Raw genomic sequence first — 17348 nt, forward strand, 5'->3', positions numbered from 1 at the left:
TCTGTTTCAGGCCTCACATGACGACCTCCGCACTGCCTCCCGACGACCATCTTGACCACGCTGCCGACGAACAGCATGACAGCACCCTCGTGCAGGAACTCGGCGAACTGGCCGAGCATATTGCACTGGTCAAGATGGAGGGGCGCGTGTTCGTGCGCTTTTCCGGCGTCGTCAAGGCTGGCGGCCTGCGCGTGCCCTATGCGCTGGTGCCGGCGCAAGGCGTGCTGGCGCGCCCGGCCAAGTGGCGCAAGATGGACCGCGCAACGCGCCTGGCGCTGCTGCGCGAACGCGCCAGTGCGGCCGCATTCGAGGAACTGCGCCTGCAGGTGAGCGATTTCGTGGCCGATATTGCCGGCCAGTGCGAGGATGTCGAATCGGACCCGATGCTGTTTTTGCATACGCTGGCCGACATGCAGACCTCCGAGCCGGCCGGCATGGTGTTCGACCGCATCCGCCAGCGTTTTACCCACGCCATCGAACGCCAGCAGGAAGAGCAGCATGCGGCGCGTACGCGCCAGAGCATCAACCTCGCTGAATACCCGGCGTCGTTCGAGATGGCGCGCCGGCTGCCGCGCCGCTTTGTCGCGCTGCTGGGCCCCACCAATTCGGGCAAGACCCACCGCGCCATGGAAGCGCTGATGAAGGCCAAAAGCGGCATCTATCTTGCGCCGCTGCGCCTGCTGGCGCTGGAAAACTTTGAACGCATGCAGGAAGCGCGCCCCAACGGCAAGCCGCTGGCGGTCAGCCTGGTGACGGGCGAGGAACGCCGGCTGGCCGATGACGCTACCCACGTGGCCAGCACGGTGGAAATGCTCGATACGCGCACGGCGGTCGAGGTGGCCGTGATCGATGAAATCCAGATGCTGGCCGACCCCGAGCGCGGCGCCGCCTGGACGGCCGCCGTCTGCGGCGCGCCGGCCCATACCGTCTACCTGGTTGGCGCCCCCGAGGCGCGGCGCGCCATCGAAGCGCTGGCCGAACGGCTGGACTGCCCGCTGGAAGTGCATGTCCTGAAACGCATGGGGCCGTTATCGATGGAGCCGACCGCCGTGCGCAAGGTGCGCAACCTGCGCCGTGGCGACGCGGTGATCGCGTTTTCGCGTCGTGAAGTGCTGATGTGGCGCGACATGATTACCGAAACCGGCCTGTCGGTGGCCACCGTCTACGGCAATCTGTCGCCCGAAGTGCGGCGCGCGCAGGCGCAGCGTTTTCGCGATGGTACGGCCGATGTGGTGGTCGGCACCGATGCACTGGCGATGGGCCTGAACATGCCGATCGCGCGCATCGTGATGACCACCAGCGTCAAATACAACGGCCGCGAAGAGGAAGAAATTTCGGCCGCGCTGGCGCGCCAGATCGCCGGGCGGGCCGGCCGCTATGGCGTGCATGAAGAAGGCCTGGTAGCCGGTTACGACAACGAAACACACGAAGTGATGCGCGCGCTGCTGAAGGAAAAACTGCATGCGCTCAATACCAGCGGCTTTGCCGTGGCGCCCACGCTCGAACATCTGCACCGCATCGCCGCCGTCACGGGCGAGCAGTCGCTGTCGAAACTGCTGCGCCGCTTTATCCATAATATCGATGTGCCGGACGGCTTTTTCTTCCCGCGCATTACCGAAGACCAGAAAGAGCGCGCGCTGTGGCTCGATACGCTGCCTTTGAGCGTGGCCGACAAATTCACGCTGTCGCTGGTGCCCATTTCCAGCAAAGTGCCGTCGCTGCAGACGGCATGGGAAAACTGGTCGCGCAATCTGTCGCAGGGCAAAATGAGCACACTGCGCCAGCACGCCTATGGCGGCAACTCGCAAAACCTGCAGCAGGTGGAAGACACCTGCCGCTATTATTCGGCCTACGCCTGGCTCAGCTACCGCCTGCCCGAGTATTTTCCCGATATCGAGACGGCGCAGCAGCTGTCGCGCGATGCGTCCGAGCGCGTTGATTCCATTCTGCGCGCGCACAATGCCGCCTCGCGCCAGCGGTCAAGCAAGAAGTTTCGCTGATCGGCGCTGCGCTAGCGCAGCTCCCAGAACCACACTTCGCCGCAGCGCCAGTAACAGGCCGAACCGCAAACCTTGACCCCGGTGGACGGCAGTCAATATGGCGGGCAAATGGCGCATGGCGGCTCTCCGGTAAGTCTGAAGATTGTCTGGCAACCGCCGCGACCGCGCCGGGCGCCATGTCAAACATGGACGGCAAGGCGGCCCGGCCTGTAGGATCGCGGCCACGCAAGTTTGCATCTTGCGCTTAAGGGACCGTATCACCAAAATGCTTGAATAAGTATTATCCAGCGGGCGCGTCGTAATGAAGCTTGAGTACCAGCCCGTTATGGTCATCGGCCATATAGATATCGCCGTCCTGCCCCTGCCTGACGTCAACCGGGGCGCCGCGGCCCTGCTTGCCCTTGCGCTCCCAGCCCTTGATCAGTTCCACCGACTTGCCCAGCGGCGCGCCGGCGGCGTCGGGCAGTAGCGCCACCAGCCGGTGGCCGTTGGACCGGTAGCCGTGGTAGCCGATAATCAGGCTGTTTTTATACGTGGCCGGAAAGCGGCTGGCCGTATAAAAGGTCATGCCCAGCGGCGCGGCGTGGCCGGGCAGCAGGCGCTGCGGCGCCACATATTTGGCGGCGCAATCGGTTTTCGGGTATTCGGGACTGGCCAGGTTGTTGTCGTAGCAGTAGGGCCAGCCGTAATGCTGGCCGGCCTTGATCAGGTTGAGCTCTTCGTGCGGCAGATCTTCGTCGCTTTTGAGCTGAGGCATGGCCGCCTGGATAGCGTCGCGCGCGTTTTCTGCCTGCCACAGCGCGCCGGTCGCGGGATGGAACGCCAGCGCCATTGAATTGCGCAGGCCGTGTGCATACGTGCTCCAGCTGGCGACGGTGCCGGCCGGCCAGGTCATCTTGTATTCGCGGATAGCGGCCAGCGGCTCCTTGCCCTCGCCTGCCACGCATGGTTTCGATGGATCAGGCGCCTTGTTGTCTGCGCCTTCGCAATGGTCGGTGTTCGAGCCGACATTCACGTACAGGTCGCCCTTGGGGCTGAAACGCATATTGGTCAACAGGTGCAGGCCCAGGCCTGGCAAGCCGGGGGTTTTGGCGCTGCCGCCGATCACGTCGGTCATGGTGGCAGGATCGCGCAGATCGAAGCGGAAGATGCGCTTGACCACGCCCACATAGATCTGGCCATCAGGCCCTTGCACGATGCCGTTCGGGCGATCGAGTTTGTCCATCAGCATCTGCTTCTGGTAGCTGCCATTGGCCTGGCGCTTGAGCAGCCACAGCTTGCCCTGGTTCGGCGTCCAGCCGGCCATGTCGGTAACCAGCAGGTCGCCGGTCGTCAAAGGCAGCACGCCACGCGGGAACTTCAATCCGGAGGCCAGCACGCCCACGCAAAAGCCGGCCGGCGTGGTCACATCGAGGCGTGGCAGGCCGTCGCACAGCTCGGCAGCCATGACAGGCGTGGTGGCAAGTGTGGCGGCAGCCAGTGCGGCGGCCAACAAAGATTTTTTCATGGCTGTTCTTTCAGGATGGGCAGGCGCGGCATCACGGCGCGCGCGTTGGCGCTGGTCTGCAGCGCGACTGCGGCAAGGTCGATACCGCGCAATTCGGCCAGCACGGCGCCGATGCGCGGCAATTGCTCAGGGCTGTTGCGGCCAGGATGGACCCAGCTTGGTGAAATATCGGGCGCGTCGGTTTCCAGCACGATGGCCTCCAACGGCAGTTCGGCAGCCATGCGGCGTATCTGCAGCGCGCGCGTAAAGGTCATGGCGCCGCCGAAGCCGAGCTTGAAGCCGATGTCGATATAGCCCTGCGCCTGCTGGAAGCTGCCATTGAAGGCATGCGCGATACCGCCGTTCGGGCGGATCTGGCGTGCATGCTTGAGCACGATATCCTGCGAGCGGCGCACATGGGCCAGCACCGGCAGGTCAAAATCGCGTGCGATTTTCAGCTGTTCGCGCAGGAAGTGCTCCTGCTTGGCGCGCATGGCCGGTTCGGTCAGCATCGGAATAAAGAAGTCGAGGCCGATCTCGCCAATGGCGACAAAACGCGGGTCGACCATGGCTGCCTGCACGGCGGCGCGCAGCGCCAGCAGGTCGTCCTCGGTAGCGTTGGGTACGTAGATCGGATGAATGCCCAGCGCATAGCAGGCGTTGGGCGCGCTGGCAGCGAGATCGCGCACGATGGAGAAATTGGCGCGCTCGACCGCCGGTATCACGATCATCTGCACCTGCTGCGCACCGGCGTGCGCCGCAATCTGCAGCGACTCGTCGCCGAATTCGTGCGCGTCCAGGTGGCAATGCGTATCGATCCATTGCATGGCAGGCTCCTTAATACTGGTAAGGCTGCAGCCCTTCGTCGGTCAGGCGCAGCACGCGGTCGCAGCGCTTGGCCAGTTCGATATCGTGGGTGACGATCACAAAAGCCGTACCCAGGGTGCGCGACAGTTCCAGCATCAGGTCGAAAATCTGTTCGGCGGTGGCGTGATCGAGGTTGCCGGTCGGCTCGTCCGCCAGCACGCAGGCCGGCTGGGTAACCAGTGCGCGCGCCAGGGCTACGCGCTGGCGCTCGCCGCCCGACAGTTCGCCCGGCGTATGGCTGACGCGCTTGGCCAGATTCACGCGTGCCAGGATAGTCTGCGCCAGTTCGGTGGCCGGTGCGCGCTGCATGCGGCGGATCAGCAGCGGCATGGCGACGTTGGCGAGCGCGGAGAACTCGGGCAGCAGGTGATGGAACTGGTAGACAAAGCCCAGCTGCGCATTGCGCAGGTCGCCACGCGCCTTTTCACTGAGACTGGCAAAATCCTTGCCGAGCAGATTGACGCTGCCGGTGGTCGGCGTATCGAGCCCGCCCAGCAGATGCAGCAGGGTCGATTTGCCGGAGCCGGAAGCGCCGACAATGGCGACGCGCTCGCCGCGGTGCACGGCAATGTCGATGCCGGCCAGTACCTGCACCTTGTAGCTGCCCTGCGTGAACGTCTTGCCCAGGCCACGACAGGACAGCACGGGTTCGCCCTGAGGCGCGGTTTTATTGAGATCGGTCATGGTAAGAGTCATGTCATTATTCGTAACGCAGTGCTTCGGCCGGCTTGACGCGCGCGGCCCACCAGCTTGGATACAGGGTAGCGAGGAAGGCCAGGATCACGGCCAGCACGCCGATTTTGGCGACGTCGGGCCAGCGCATGTCGGACGGCACGGTGCTGATGAAATAGATATCTTTCGACAGGAACTGCACGCCCAGCAAGTGCTCGATAAACGGCACGATCACGTCGATATTGGTGGCCACCAGCACGCCGCCGGCCACGCCCAGGATGGTGCCGAGTATGCCCACCAGCGCGCCCTGGATCACGAAGATTTTCATGATCGAGCCGGGGGATGCGCCCAGGGTGCGCAAGATGGCAATATCGGCCTGCTTGTCAGTCACCGTCATCACCAGCGTGGAGACCAGGTTGAAGGCGGCCACCGCGATGATGAGCGTGAGGATAATGAACATCATGCGCTTTTCGGTCTGCACGGCCGAAAACCAGTTGGCGTTCAGCTGCGACCAGTCGCGCAGACGCAGATCGCCCGGCATCGATTTTTTCAGCTCAAGCGCAATCTGCGGCGCGCGGTTCATGTCGGCCAGGCGCAGGCGCAGGCCCGACGGACCTTCGAGGCGCAGCAGCCGTTCGCCATCCTTGATATTGATAAAGGCCAGGCCCGCATCGAATTCGTTGTGGCCAGCCTGGAAAATGCCGCTGACGGTAAAGCTGCGCATGCGCGGCAATACGCCCGCTGGCGTGACCTGCCCCTGCGCCAGCATCAACGTGACTTTTTCGCCAAGGTTCACGCGCAGCGCGCGCGCCAGTTCGATGCCCAGCACGATATTGAAGCTGCCAGGCTGCAGCGCCTTGAAGCTGCCGATACGCGTCTGGCCGGCCACGTCCGACACATTCGGCTCTTCTTCCGGCAGCACGCCGCGCACAATGGCCGGGCGCAGCGCGTCGTCGCGCAGCAGCATGCCCTGGGTTTCCACAAACGGCGCCGCGCCCTTCACGGCCGGATTCTTGAACGCCTCGGCCTTTTCGGCGCGCCAGTCAAGCATGCTGCCGCTGTTGTCGAACACTTCCACATGCGCCAGCACCGACAGCATGCGGTCGGTCACTTCCTTCTGGAAGCCGTTCATCACCGACAGCACCACGATCAGCGCCGCCACGCCCAGGCCGATGCCGGCCATGGAAATGAGCGAAATAAACGAGATAAAACTGTTGCGGCCACTGCGCTTGCCGGCGCGCGTGTAGCGCAGGCCGACCAGCCATTCAAAGGGGAGATTTTTAAACATGCTCATAAATGGTTAATGCCGGGTCGAACCCCAGTTTATTCGTAACGCAGCGCCTCGGCCGGCTTGACCCGCGCCGCGCGCCAGCTCGGATAGATGGTAGCCGCCAGCGCCAGGCCAAAGGCGATCAGGCCGATCTGCGCCACGTCCAGCCAGTGTACGTCGGACGGCACGGCGCTGATCTGGTAGATTTCTTTTGAAATGAAGTGCAGGCCAAAGATGCCTTCGATAAACGGCACGATCACGCCTACATTGAGCGCCAGCACCACGCCGCCGATCACGCCCAGCGCACTACCCAACAGCCCCACCAGCGCGCCCTGGATCATGAAGATCTTCATGATCGAGAACGGCGAGGCACCCAGCGTGCGCAAAATCGCAATATCGGCCTGCTTGTCGGTGACCGACATCACCAGCGTCGACACCAGGTTAAACGCTGCCACCGCGATAATCATGCTGAGAATAATGAACATCATGTTCTTCTGGCTTTGCACCAGCGCATACCAGCTGGCGCTGGCGCGCGACCAGTCGCGCATCCACAGTTCGCCCGGCATCGACGCCTTCAGCTCGCGCGCCACCTGTGGCGCCTGGTTCATATCGTGCAATCGCAGGCGCAGGCCCGACGGGCCATCGAGCTGCAGCAGCTGTTCGGCGTCCTGCATATTGACAAACGCCAGGCTGCCATCGAGTTCATTGTGGCCCGCTTCAAAAATACCGGACACCTTCAAGGGGCGCATGCGCGGCATGATCATGGCGCCGGGCGAGTCGCCCACTTTGGGTTCGCGCTCGAGCATCAGCGTGACATTCTGGCCCACTTGCACGCCCAGCGCCTTGGCCAGGTCGATGCCCAGCACCACGTTGTAGGAGCCTGGCGCCAAGGAGTCGAATTTGCCTTCTTTCATCTGGCCAGCCACGCTCGATACCGTGGCTTCCTGTTGCGGTACCACGCCGCGCACCACCGACGGGCGCATGGTTTCATCGTTGAGCAGCATGCCCTGGGTTTCCACGAACGGCGCCACCGCCTTGACTTGCGGATTGGCATAGGCGGCGCGTTCCTGCGCCTGCCAATTGGGCATGGAACCGGTGGTATCGAACACTTCCACATGAGCCAGCACCGACATCAAACGGTCCGTCACCTCTTTTTGGAAGCCGTTCATGACGGACAGCACCACGATCAGCGCGGCCACGCCCAGGCCGATGCCGGCAATCGAAATCATGGAAATGAACGAGATAAAACTGTTACGGCCGCTGCGCTTGCCCGCACGCGTGTAGCGCACGCCAACCTGCCACTCGTAAGGAAATTTTTTGATGATGCTCATTTGATACTTATGCGCTCCCGCAACAACGATGATAGGCGAGCGCGCAGTGTGCCACATATTGGCAATTTCATGCGTGAAACACACGACGCAAACGCGACTTTTAGCACGCCCAAGCGCACAATGGCCTACAATTCCGGGATGAATCAACTGACCTTTGTATTGCCCTACGCCTTGCCCGCCGCCGAACTGGCGCCGGACATCATCAAGGCGCTGCAGGCGCCGGCGCTGGCCGCGCTGCTGTCGCGCACTGCCAGCGAACAGTTTCACCGGGCCGACAACGCTTCCCCTCTGCTGCCGCACGAGGCATGGCTGGCCTCCGCGCTGAGCCAAGGTGCCGGACCGGCGGCGCAGGCCATGCGCGGCTTTGGCCTGTCGCCGGAACCGGGCGCACGCTACTTTCTGATCCACCCGGTCAATATCGAACTGGCGCGCACGCATATCGGCATGGGCGACGCACGCCAGCTGCAGCTGAGCGAGGCAGACAGCCGCGCGCTGTTCGAGACGGCGCGGCCGTTTTTCGATGAAATGGGCCAGCCGCTGTATTACGGCGATGCGCTGACCTGGTTCATGCGCGCCGACGCCTGGAGCGATTTGCAAGGCCCGTCGCCGGACGCAGCAGCCACCCAGGACTTGTCGGTCGCCATGCCCGAAGGCGAACATGCGCGCCCGCTGCGCCGGCTGCAAAACGAAATCCAGATGCTGTGGCATGGCCATCCGGCCAATGCAGCGCGCGAAGAGCGCGGCCTGAAACCGGTCAATTCCTTCTGGCTATGGGGCGGCGCACTGGGGTCTGAGCTGCCGGGCCAGGCACAATCGCTGCATACGCAAGAAGCCCCTGGCTGGCTGGCGGCGCTGGCGGAACCTGCGCAGCGCAACGCCACTCTAACAACTGTACTGGCCGGCCAGAGTGATGCGCTGCTGGTGCATGGCGGCCTGATCGCGCCGGCGCTGGCGCAGGAATGGGGTCTGTGGCTGCAGCAGATGCAGCAGCTTGAGCAGCACTGGTTTGCACCGCTCCTGGCGGCACTCAAGGACGGCAGCCTGGGCCAGTTGCGCCTGGTCCTCACGCACCGCGAAGGCTGGCATGACAGCACCACCAGCAGGAATGCCCAGCGCAAATTCTGGCGCACCAATAATCTGAACGCACTGAAGCAACCATGACCCGTACCCGCATTGCCACCCGCCCCTGCCCTTACCGCGAATCGGAATTGCTGCGCCAGGACGGCGTGCACCCGGTGCTGGCGCGCCTGTACGCCGCGCGCGGCCTGCGCAACACGGCCGAACTGTCAAGCGAACTGGCCTCGCTGATCCCACCGTCGAACCTGCTGCATATCGATGCGGCCGGCGTGTTCCTGGCCGACGCAATTGCTGCCGGCAAGCGCATGGTGATCGTGGCTGACTACGACTGCGACGGCGCCACTGCCTGCGCCGTGGCCCTGCGCGGCTTGCGCGCGATGGGTGCCAATGTCGACTTTATCGTACCCAACCGTTTTGAATACGGCTATGGACTGACACCGGAAATCGTCGAACTGACGGCGCGCGAAAAGTCGCCCGACATTATCATTACCGTCGACAACGGCATTGCCAGCATCGACGGCGTGGCCGAAGCGAACCGGCGCGGCATCGAAGTGGTGGTTACCGACCACCATTTGCCGGCCGACACCCTGCCCGCCGCCGCCGTGATCGTCAACCCGAACCAGCCTGCCTGCGGCTTTCCATCGAAGCATCTGGCTGGCGTGGGCGTGATGTTCTACGTGCTGCTGGCCCTGCGCGCAGAACTGCGCAAGCGCGGCGCGTTCGAGACCATGCCGCAGCCCAAGCTCGACAATCTGCTCGACCTGGTGGCGCTGGGCACGGTGGCCGATGTGGTGCGCCTGGACAGCAATAACCGCATCCTGGTGGCGCAGGGCCTCAAGCGCATGCGCAAGGGCAATATGCATGCGGGCGTGGCTGCGCTGTTCCGCGTGGCTGGCCGCGAAGCACGCAGCGCCACCCCGTTCGACCTGGGCTTTGCGCTGGGACCGCGCCTGAATGCCGCCGGCCGTCTGCAGGACATGTCGCTCGGCATCGAATGCCTGATTACCGATGACGAAGGCCGCGCCTGGGCGCTGGCGCAGCAACTGAACGAGATCAACCTGAAACGCCGTGAAATCGAAGCGGACATGCAGGATACGGCCATGCTACACCTGGACGAATTCCAGCCCGCCGCCAGCAGCACCATCAGCGTGTTTGATGAATCCTGGCACCAGGGCGTGATCGGCATTGTGGCCTCGCGCCTGAAGGAAAAATTCTATCGCCCGACGATTACCTTTGCACCGGGCGCCGATGGCTGGCTCAAGGGCTCGGGCCGCTCGATCCCCGGCTTTCATCTGCGCGACGCGCTCGACCTGGTGTCCAAGCGCGCGCCGAGCCTGATCGACAAATTCGGCGGCCATGCGATGGCAGCAGGCCTGATCATCCGCGCCGATGCGTTCGATGCGTTTTCCAAAGCGTTTGAAGCGGTCGGCCAGGCCTGGCTGACCGAGCAGCAGCTCGAGCGCGTGGTGGAAACCGACGGCCCGCTCGAAGACGCCTATTACACCACCGACTTTATTGCCTTGATGGACGGTCAGGTGTGGGGCCAGGGCTTTGCGCCACCGGTATTTTGCGACGAATTTCGCGTCGTCAGCCAGCGCATTTTGAAAGAGCGGCACCTGAAACTGCTGCTGGAAAAAAACGGCGTGCGCTTTGACGCCATCTGGTTCGGCCACACCGACGCCCTGGGCGAACGCACGCGCGTCGCCTTCAGGCTCGACGCCAATGAATACAACGGCACCACCAAGGTGCAGTTGATGGTGGAGCATGCGGAGCCGGCGTGATAGAGCATATCAGGCCAACTCTGACTGATTAATAAACCAACAGCGTGCCATCAGCCAGCAAGGCGCACGGCCAGTTGCCCTGGCGGTAAATTTCCAGCGCGCCAACCCAGAAACCGGCGCATCCGGCGCGCATTTCCAGGGTTGCCATGCGAACACAATACAAGGCCGCCCCCTTGGCTGCTTCAGTAAAATCGGTCGCAACGAAACGCAGGGTGCCGTCCGGTACCGTGCGCAGTGACTGCAGTGTCAACCTGTAGTTTTTCAGCACTTCAGCCTGGATCGCCGGTTCGCCCTGCTTGAGCAGCGCTTGCAGGGCGTCGCCGTGGATCGGATCTGGCTGGTCGCGTGAGGTGGGTAGCCAGTTGATGTTGCCTTTGAAATTCTGCAGATCGGACACAGCCAGCTGGCCCGGTTGGGCCGTGTAGGTTCCCACGGCACTGAACCAGCGGGCGCCTTCGATTGCCTCAGTTACCATCATAGCCCCCGTCTGCCTCAGAACGTTTCCCATTCGTCATCCAGCTTGGGCGACGCGGCGCGTGCACTGGCTGAGCGAGGCGCCGCTATTTGCGCGGCGCGTGGCTTGCCTGCAGCAGGCGCTGCCGGCTTGCGCGCACTGACCACAGTGGCTGGCACCACTTGCCCCGACGCGCCGAGCTTGAACACGCTGACCGCTGTTGCCAGCGCCTCGGCCTGGTTCTGCATGGCGGCCGCCGCAGCTGCCGACTGCTCGACCAATGCGGCATTTTGCTGCGTCACATTGTCCATTTCAATCACGGCCTGGTTGATCTGCTCGATACCGGCACTCTGCTCGACGCTGGCCGAAGTAATTTCCGAGACGATATCGGTTACGCGGCGCACGCTGTCGACCAGTTCGCCCATGGTGGTGCCGGCATCGCTGACCAGCTTGCTGCCATTTTCCACGGTCGACGTGGAGTCATCGATCAGTGACTTGATTTCCTTGGCTGCGGCGGCCGAGCGCTGGGCCAGGTTGCGCACTTCGGTGGCTACCACGGCAAAGCCACGTCCCTGCTCGCCTGCGCGCGCTGCTTCCACGGCAGCGTTCAACGCCAGGATATTGGTCTGGAAGGCAATGCCGTCAATCACGCCAATAATGCTGGCGATTTTGCCAGACGACTGATTGATCTGGTCCATGGTGGTAACCACCTGGGTAATCATCTGGCCGCCACGCTGGGCGATGCTGGAGGCCGATTCGGCCAGCTTGTAGGCCTGGCGCGCATTGTCGGTATTTTGCTTGACGGTCGACGTCAGTTCTTCCATCGACGAGGCCGTTTCTTCAAGCGAGCTGGCCTGCTGTTCGGTGCGCGACGACAGGTCCATGCTGCCGGCAGCCACTTCACTGGCTGACATGGCGATATTGTCGGTACCGCTGCGCACCTGGCTGACGGTGGCGGCCAGGCGCTCGTTCATGGTTTTCAGCGCTTGCAAGAGCAGGCCGGTCTCGTCGCGCGTGTCAACCGTGATCACGCTGCTCAAGTCGCCTTCTGCCACGGTATTGGCCAGATGCAGCGCCCTGGCCAGCGGACGCGTAATCGAGGTGGTGATCACGTAACCAAGCAGTGCGGCCAGGGCAATGGCCGCCAGCGCCAGCACGATCATGATCAAGCGCGCGTTGGCGTAGGTCGCATTGGCTGCAGCGCCCGCCTCCTTGGCGCTGACGTTTTGGGACGCGATTTTTTCCAGCAGACGGTCTTTCAGCACGCGAAAGACGGGACGCAGCTTGTTGGTCAGGTACAGCGCCGTGTCTTCGCGCGAGCTTTGCGCGATATGCTTGAGCATTTCTTCCTGACCCTGCGCATACTCGGTATTGGCCGCGGCGATTTTCGCCAGCAAGTCCTTGTCGGCGCCACTCAGGGAAAACTGTTCCAGCGCCGCAATATTTTTCAGCATGTCCGCACGGCGCTCATGCACGATCTGATCCTGCGCCTTGCGATCGCTGGGGTCGTCGCTCATGGCCATATTGCGCAAGGAAATGGCGATATCGTTGGCATTGCTGATCATCTGGTTCGATAACTGCAATTGCACCAGATTGTTTTCGACGATATTGGTGGTCCCAAGATTCAATCTGCCCAGCATGATGATACTGATAATGGCCACGCTTAACAGCAAGGCGCCGATCAGCGTCAGAGAAATGGCGAGCCTTTTGCCAATATTGAGATTTTTAAAAAATTGCATGACGATCCTGTGTGATGAACGACGATATTGCGCAATAAAATTGATATGAATCAATATCATATCCCACAAGCAACAAAAATTACGGATTAACCCCCTGACTTGGTGCAACATTGCACATATTTGGTGCATTTTTACTACTTTTAGTGCTTTATCGTCACAAAAGTAGTGCCTATCCAGTACAGGCAGCGCAGCTAAGCTGCACATGAAATCCAGATATGGAGTAATATTTATCCATTAAAGGAGTCATCATGAATCTAGCTTACGCCTATCCAAAAAGCCGCTTCGAACCGGCGGTGCTGATCGACCTCAACGCCAGAGAGGAACGCGAGCGCCTGTCGCAAGCGGCGCTGAAAGGCTTTTTCAGGCTGGCTGCAGCCTGGAAGCTGCGCGACGAGGAAGCGCGCGAGCTGCTGGGCGGCCTGTCGAGCAGCGCCTGGTACGAGTGGAAGAAAAACCCGGACCGCGTGCTGGAAGTCGACCGCATCACGCGCATCTCGTATTTGCTGGGCATCTACAAGGCGCTGCATATCCTGTATGGCGACCAACTGGCCGACCAGTGGGTCAGCCTGCCAAACAAAAACCCGGTGTTTGGCGGGCGCACGCCACTGTCGCAAATGCTGGCCGGCGGCCTGCTGGCCATGCAGACAGTGCGCAAGCTGCTCGATGCGCGGCGCGGCGGCCTCTGATGACGCCGCTCCTGCCCCACGCTGATCTGCCGCCGCTGTCAGCGCTGCGCCAGATCGACACCTGCCGTCTGATCCCTTCACGCTTTGCCGACCTGGAAGACTCGGTGCTGGCGCCGCTGGCCGACGACGACACCCATCTGCGCGAGCTGTTTGAACTCGACAATGCCACCAATGCACGCCTGGTGGCCGAGTACGGCGGTGCGCCAGGAATTGGCGTGGACGAGCTGGTTTTTGGCGTGCCCAACTTTCGCATCATCAATGCCGCCTATACCTATGCACGCCCGGAAGGGGCGCGTTTCAACGACGGCGAACGCGGCGCCTGGTACTGTGCGTTCGAGATGGAAACGGCGCTGGCGGAAATAATCTTTCACAAGACGGTGGAATACCAGGAGATCGATTATTTCCACGACAGCGTCAGCTACCAGAGCCTGCTGGCTGACTTTTCCGCCACTTTCCACGATATCCGCCACGACGGCCGCTTTGCCGCCTGCCTCGATCCGGCCAGCTATATTGCTTCGCAGGAGCTGGCGGCCACCTTGCTGGATGCCGGCTCGATGGGTGTGATCTTTCCCAGCACGCGCCGCGCCGGCGGCACCAATCTCGCCTGCTTCCGCCCTGCCCTGGTCGGTAACGTGCGCAAGGGAACAGCCTGGCGGCTGACATGGGATGGCAGCCCCACGCCGCGCGTGGAAGCACTATAATCGAGCCCGCTTATTCCAGAACGATAAAGAAATCCATGCAAACCAAACCCGAAAACGACACCGACCTGCGCCTCAAAGTCAACAGCGAAACGGCGCGCCTGCCCTGGAGCGAGCTGGAAAAGCATTTCGCCCAAGGCAATGTGGTGTGGGTGGCCAATGAACTCGACCTGGTGGAAGTGGCCGTACGCATCTCGCATGACGACAAGCCGACCATCGTGCAATGGATGGCCGACTGCAAGGTCGCCAAGGTGTCGGACCAGCAGGCTTCGAGCTGGCAGGCCGCTGACGCCTCGCTGTGGGCGGTGGTGGTCAGCCCGTTTATCCTGGTGCAGGAAGAAAAGCCGACGCGCCACTAACTATCTACAGACTGCGTTCGATCAGCAAACGCAGCACGGCGCCACTCGCAGTACTGGTCATGCTGTCACTTGCGCCTTGTCCATCCTGATACCATTGTCCCTGCAAACGCTGCTGGTGCAGCAGATTGAGCAGGGACAGCCGCAGGCGAAATCCGCCTTGTTGTTGCCACAGTGCATAGGTGTCAAGCGTGCGGCGCACACCGACATAACTGCCGGAGAACCGGTCCTGCCGCGCCAGACCACCCGTCTGCAGGTTATAGCTGGCGCCGCCGCTCCACTGCGCCGTCGCATGATAATCCACACCCAAATTGAACGTGGCCGGCACCTGGCTGGCCAGGCGGTTGTCCGAACCTGTCACGGCATCAACGCGTGACCAGCTGCGCGCCAGGTTGGCACGCAAGTCCAGTGCCGGCGCATCGGCAATCAAGCTGCGTAGCGGAAATTTCAGGTCGGCTTCAATGCCGTGCACGCTGGCCCTGCCCTGATTGTACGGCGTGGTGATCCAGACCCCGTCCTGTTCAAACAGGCGCTGCACTGTCACATCGCTGATGCGGCGTGCAAAGGCAGACAGGCTGGCCACGCCACTTTTGCCAAAATAGCTTTCCCACGCCGCATCGAGGCCCCAGGCCAGTTCCGGGCGCAAAGCCGGATTGCCCTGGAAGTCAGGATTGTTCGGACCATTGCCGTTATTGACCGTATAGCGCCGCGGTATCAGGTTGCGCGTGGCGGGCGCCTTGTAGGTGCGCGCCAGCGCCAGGCGAACCTGGTCCCGCTCCTGCTCAGGCAGCTTCCACAGCATCTGCATGACCGGACTCCACACGCCCGAGCGCGTTGGCGTTTCTGCCAGCGTGCGTCCGGAAGTCGAGGTACGCAGGCCCTCCCAGCGCAATCCGGCATACATCTGCAGCCGCGCTGCCAGATCCCATTCATCCTGCGCATACAGCGCCAGCCGACGCACCCGGGCAATATAGTCTTCATCGAGCGCATAAGGCGGCGCGCCGTCGGCAAAAGTATCGCGCTGATGTCGCGCTTCGCGGCGCACCAGCAAGCCGCCATCCCAGCCCAGGCTCAGGGCATGGCCGGCACCAAGGCGGGCCAGATATTTTCCGCTGCTGGTGGCACTGTCGTCGGTTGCATCGGATAACACTGCGCGCCGCAAACGCGGCGCATCATCAGCGGCGTGCCCAAGGAAATCATAATCGGTATCGCGCTGATCGTGACTGAACCCAAGCTTGGCCGTCAGTTTGCCCTGGGCGCCGAATGAGCTGACCCAGGCCAGATCGCTGCGGCCGGAAAAAATGGATGCGGCCGATGTCACCCGGTTGACTGGATAATCGGTGCCGTTGCCAAGCAGGACGGTTTCGCGCGCATTGCCGTTGAAGCCGGTGCGATACCAGTTAAAGAGACTCTGCCAGGTCAGTGTGTCGCTGCCCGTCAAGTCCCAGTGCAAACGCGGCGCCAGGCTGGCCTTGTTGACCGACGAAGCATTGCGCACTGACGTCTGGCGCAGCATCACAGTCTGGCCCGCGCTGTCAGAAGCGCGTTCGCGCGTCTGCACCTCGGCGTCCTCGGCAGTGCGCTCCAACACCGCAGTCACACCATAGGAAAAGTTGCCCAGCTTGTCTGCCGCACGCAAGGAGGCAAGCGGACTCCAGCGACCATCGCCCCGGCCCGCACCAAATTTGACTTCACGCTGCGCGCTGCTACTGCCCTTGCGCAAGATCAGATTGATGCTGCCGGCCACGGCCTGCATGCTGTATTCGGCGGCGGCGCTACGCAATATCTCGATGCGTTCGATGGTGTCCGGCGCCAGTGTGTCGATCGAAAAGCCGGGCGGCGCCGGGTCGCCATTGATCAGGATTTGCGTATAGCCGGCTCCGAGGCCACGCAATCTCACTTCGCTGCCGACCACCGATACGCCAGGCTGGCGCGCCAGTACCGCAGCGAGATTGCTGTCGCCATATTGCACTATCTCGTCACGGCCCACGATCAGCCGGCTGGCCGTATCGTCCCGGCGCTGCTGGACGCCATTGGCGCCAGAAACCTCCACCTTTTGCAGCGGTTCATCGTCTGCGCGGCTGGCGCCCCAATACAGCAACAAAAAAATCGGGACATACCGCGATACGCTCTGCATGGAACTTTCTCACCACTACCTGAAGGAAGCGGGAAGTGTAGAGGATTTAACAAGCAGGCACAAGCTAATGCCCACCTCCCAGATACGCCGCCACCACCTTCGGATCGGTCTTCAGGCTCTCTGCCGGTCCATGCACCGAAATGCTGCCGTTTTCCAGCACATAGCCGTAGTCAGCCACGTTGAGCGCGGCGGCGGCAAACTGTTCCACCAGCAGCATGGTCACGCCCTCGGACTTGAGGCGCGTAATAATGCGAAACACCTCTTCGACCAGTATCGGCGCCAGGCCCATCGATGGTTCGTCAAGCAGGATCACCTCGGGGTTGAGCATCACGGCGCGCGCCATGGCCAGCATCTGCTGCTCGCCGCCCGATAGCGTGCCGGCCAGCTGGTCGCGCCGTTCTTTCAGGCGTGGAAACAGCTCCATCGCCCGCTCCAGGTCGCCCCTGACGTCGCCTTTCGGGCGCGCCCGCGTAAAGCGCGGAAACGCCCCCAGCAGCAGATTGTCGGTCACCGACATTGAGGCAAATACGCGCCGCCCTTCCGGCGAATGGGCCAGGCCGGCGCGCGCGATTTTGTGCGAGTCCAGCCCGGTCACATCCTTGCCGTCCAGGGTTACGCTGCCGCCTTTGGGTTTCAACATGCCGGAAATGGCGCGCATGGTGGTGGTCTTGCCAGCGCCGTTCGAGCCGATCAGCGTGACCAGTTTGCCTTTGGGTACCTCCAGCGAGATGCCGTGCAACACTTCAACTTTGCCGTAGGCGGCCTGCAAATTATGGATAGCTAACATGGCGTCC

15 protein-coding genes are annotated in these 17348 nt (G+C 62.3%); 6 read left to right on the forward strand and 9 right to left on the reverse strand.

Going from position 1 to position 17348, the window contains the following annotated elements; all coding sequences use genetic code 11:
* Window positions 1–17 precede the first annotated feature (17 nt).
* A complete protein-coding gene (locus tag GCM43_RS00345; protein ID WP_152241536.1) occupies window positions 18–2000 on the forward strand; it encodes a helicase-related protein in 1983 nt (660 codons plus the stop codon).
* Between the two features lie 280 nt (window positions 2001–2280).
* On the opposite strand, the gene GCM43_RS00350 is transcribed toward GCM43_RS00345, so the two are convergent.
* Genes GCM43_RS00350 through GCM43_RS00370 form a run of 5 tightly spaced genes read right to left on the reverse strand, consistent with a single transcriptional unit; the run spans window position 2281 to window position 7626 of the window.
* Window positions 2281–3507, reverse strand: coding sequence for a PQQ-dependent sugar dehydrogenase (locus GCM43_RS00350; protein WP_152241537.1), 1227 nt, complete (start codon window positions 3505–3507; stop codon window positions 2281–2283).
* Complete coding sequence (locus GCM43_RS00355) at window positions 3504–4313, reverse strand: TatD family hydrolase (RefSeq protein ID WP_152241538.1); 810 nt, start codon at window positions 4311–4313, stop codon at window positions 3504–3506. Before GCM43_RS00355 ends, GCM43_RS00350 begins: the two co-directional genes overlap by 4 nt.
* A gap of 10 nt (window positions 4314–4323) precedes the next feature.
* A complete protein-coding gene (lolD, locus tag GCM43_RS00360; RefSeq protein ID WP_152241539.1) occupies window positions 4324–5037 on the reverse strand; it encodes a lipoprotein-releasing ABC transporter ATP-binding protein LolD in 714 nt (237 codons plus the stop codon).
* 16 nt (window positions 5038–5053) lie between these two features.
* Window positions 5054–6319 carry a lipoprotein-releasing ABC transporter permease subunit gene (locus GCM43_RS00365; RefSeq protein ID WP_152241540.1) on the reverse strand — a complete coding sequence of 422 codons (1266 nt, stop codon included), beginning with the start codon at window positions 6317–6319 and terminating at the stop codon, window positions 5054–5056.
* Window positions 6320–6348: 29 nt separating this feature from the next.
* On the reverse strand, window positions 6349–7626 hold the full coding sequence (locus tag GCM43_RS00370) for a lipoprotein-releasing ABC transporter permease subunit (protein WP_152241541.1): 1278 nt from the start codon (window positions 7624–7626) through the stop codon (window positions 6349–6351).
* Between the two features lie 138 nt (window positions 7627–7764).
* Here GCM43_RS00370 and GCM43_RS00375 point away from each other — a divergent pair, with 138 nt between their 5' ends.
* A complete protein-coding gene (locus GCM43_RS00375; protein WP_193315481.1) occupies window positions 7765–8787 on the forward strand; it encodes a hypothetical protein in 1023 nt (340 codons plus the stop codon).
* A complete protein-coding gene (recJ, locus tag GCM43_RS00380; protein WP_152241543.1) occupies window positions 8784–10484 on the forward strand; it encodes a single-stranded-DNA-specific exonuclease RecJ in 1701 nt (566 codons plus the stop codon). The genes GCM43_RS00375 and recJ overlap by 4 nt, the downstream gene beginning before the upstream one ends.
* A gap of 28 nt (window positions 10485–10512) precedes the next feature.
* Here recJ and GCM43_RS00385 read toward each other — a convergent pair whose 3' ends face one another.
* A complete protein-coding gene (locus GCM43_RS00385; RefSeq protein WP_152241544.1) occupies window positions 10513–10962 on the reverse strand; it encodes a hypothetical protein in 450 nt (149 codons plus the stop codon).
* Window positions 10963–10976: 14 nt separating this feature from the next.
* Window positions 10977–12677, reverse strand: a complete 1701-nt coding sequence (locus GCM43_RS26445; RefSeq protein ID WP_152241545.1) for a methyl-accepting chemotaxis protein — start codon at window positions 12675–12677, stop codon at window positions 10977–10979.
* 248 nt (window positions 12678–12925) lie between these two features.
* On the opposite strand from GCM43_RS26445, the gene GCM43_RS00395 reads away from it, so the two are divergent.
* The 3 genes from GCM43_RS00395 to GCM43_RS00405 are packed head-to-tail and all read left to right on the forward strand — an operon-like array spanning window position 12926 to window position 14420.
* Complete coding sequence (locus GCM43_RS00395; RefSeq protein ID WP_152241546.1) at window positions 12926–13363, forward strand: MbcA/ParS/Xre antitoxin family protein; 438 nt, start codon at window positions 12926–12928, stop codon at window positions 13361–13363.
* Complete coding sequence (locus GCM43_RS00400; RefSeq protein WP_193315482.1) at window positions 13363–14064, forward strand: RES family NAD+ phosphorylase; 702 nt, start codon at window positions 13363–13365, stop codon at window positions 14062–14064. Before GCM43_RS00395 ends, GCM43_RS00400 begins: the two co-directional genes overlap by 1 nt.
* A gap of 35 nt (window positions 14065–14099) precedes the next feature.
* On the forward strand, window positions 14100–14420 hold the full coding sequence (locus GCM43_RS00405; RefSeq protein ID WP_152241547.1) for a DUF2288 domain-containing protein: 321 nt from the start codon (window positions 14100–14102) through the stop codon (window positions 14418–14420).
* A 4-nt stretch (window positions 14421–14424) separates the two neighbouring features.
* On the opposite strand, the gene GCM43_RS00410 is transcribed toward GCM43_RS00405, so the two are convergent.
* The gene (locus tag GCM43_RS00410; protein ID WP_226929250.1) at window positions 14425–16554 is read right to left on the reverse strand and encodes a TonB-dependent receptor plug domain-containing protein; all 2130 of its coding nucleotides are present in this window, start codon (window positions 16552–16554) and stop codon (window positions 14425–14427) included.
* A 64-nt stretch (window positions 16555–16618) separates the two neighbouring features.
* Entirely contained in the window at window positions 16619–17341 is a 723-nt protein-coding gene (locus tag GCM43_RS00415; RefSeq protein ID WP_152241548.1) for an ABC transporter ATP-binding protein, read from the reverse strand.
* Between the last annotated feature and the right edge of the window lie 7 nt (window positions 17342–17348).

This window comes from Janthinobacterium aquaticum, from assembly GCF_009208565.1.
Taxonomy (GTDB): Bacteria; Pseudomonadota; Gammaproteobacteria; order Burkholderiales; family Burkholderiaceae_D; genus Janthinobacterium.

Coding starts and splice junctions, on each gene's coding strand:
- GCM43_RS00345 (WP_152241536.1), top strand. CDS start 18: ATGACGACCTCCGCACTGCCTCCCGACGACCATCTTGACCACGCTGCC.
- GCM43_RS00350 (WP_152241537.1), bottom strand. CDS start 3,507: ATGAAAAAATCTTTGTTGGCCGCCGCACTGGCTGCCGCCACACTTGCC.
- GCM43_RS00355 (WP_152241538.1), bottom strand. CDS start 4,313: ATGCAATGGATCGATACGCATTGCCACCTGGACGCGCACGAATTCGGC.
- lolD (WP_152241539.1), bottom strand. CDS start 5,037: ATGACCGATCTCAATAAAACCGCGCCTCAGGGCGAACCCGTGCTGTCC.
- GCM43_RS00365 (WP_152241540.1), bottom strand. CDS start 6,319: ATGAGCATGTTTAAAAATCTCCCCTTTGAATGGCTGGTCGGCCTGCGC.
- GCM43_RS00370 (WP_152241541.1), bottom strand. CDS start 7,626: ATGAGCATCATCAAAAAATTTCCTTACGAGTGGCAGGTTGGCGTGCGC.
- GCM43_RS00375 (WP_193315481.1), top strand. CDS start 7,765: ATGAATCAACTGACCTTTGTATTGCCCTACGCCTTGCCCGCCGCCGAA.
- recJ (WP_152241543.1), top strand. CDS start 8,784: ATGACCCGTACCCGCATTGCCACCCGCCCCTGCCCTTACCGCGAATCG.
- GCM43_RS00385 (WP_152241544.1), bottom strand. CDS start 10,962: ATGATGGTAACTGAGGCAATCGAAGGCGCCCGCTGGTTCAGTGCCGTG.
- GCM43_RS26445 (WP_152241545.1), bottom strand. CDS start 12,677: ATGCAATTTTTTAAAAATCTCAATATTGGCAAAAGGCTCGCCATTTCT.
- GCM43_RS00395 (WP_152241546.1), top strand. CDS start 12,926: ATGAATCTAGCTTACGCCTATCCAAAAAGCCGCTTCGAACCGGCGGTG.
- GCM43_RS00400 (WP_193315482.1), top strand. CDS start 13,363: ATGACGCCGCTCCTGCCCCACGCTGATCTGCCGCCGCTGTCAGCGCTG.
- GCM43_RS00405 (WP_152241547.1), top strand. CDS start 14,100: ATGCAAACCAAACCCGAAAACGACACCGACCTGCGCCTCAAAGTCAAC.
- GCM43_RS00410 (WP_226929250.1), bottom strand. CDS start 16,554: ATGCAGAGCGTATCGCGGTATGTCCCGATTTTTTTGTTGCTGTATTGG.
- GCM43_RS00415 (WP_152241548.1), bottom strand. CDS start 17,341: ATGTTAGCTATCCATAATTTGCAGGCCGCCTACGGCAAAGTTGAAGTG.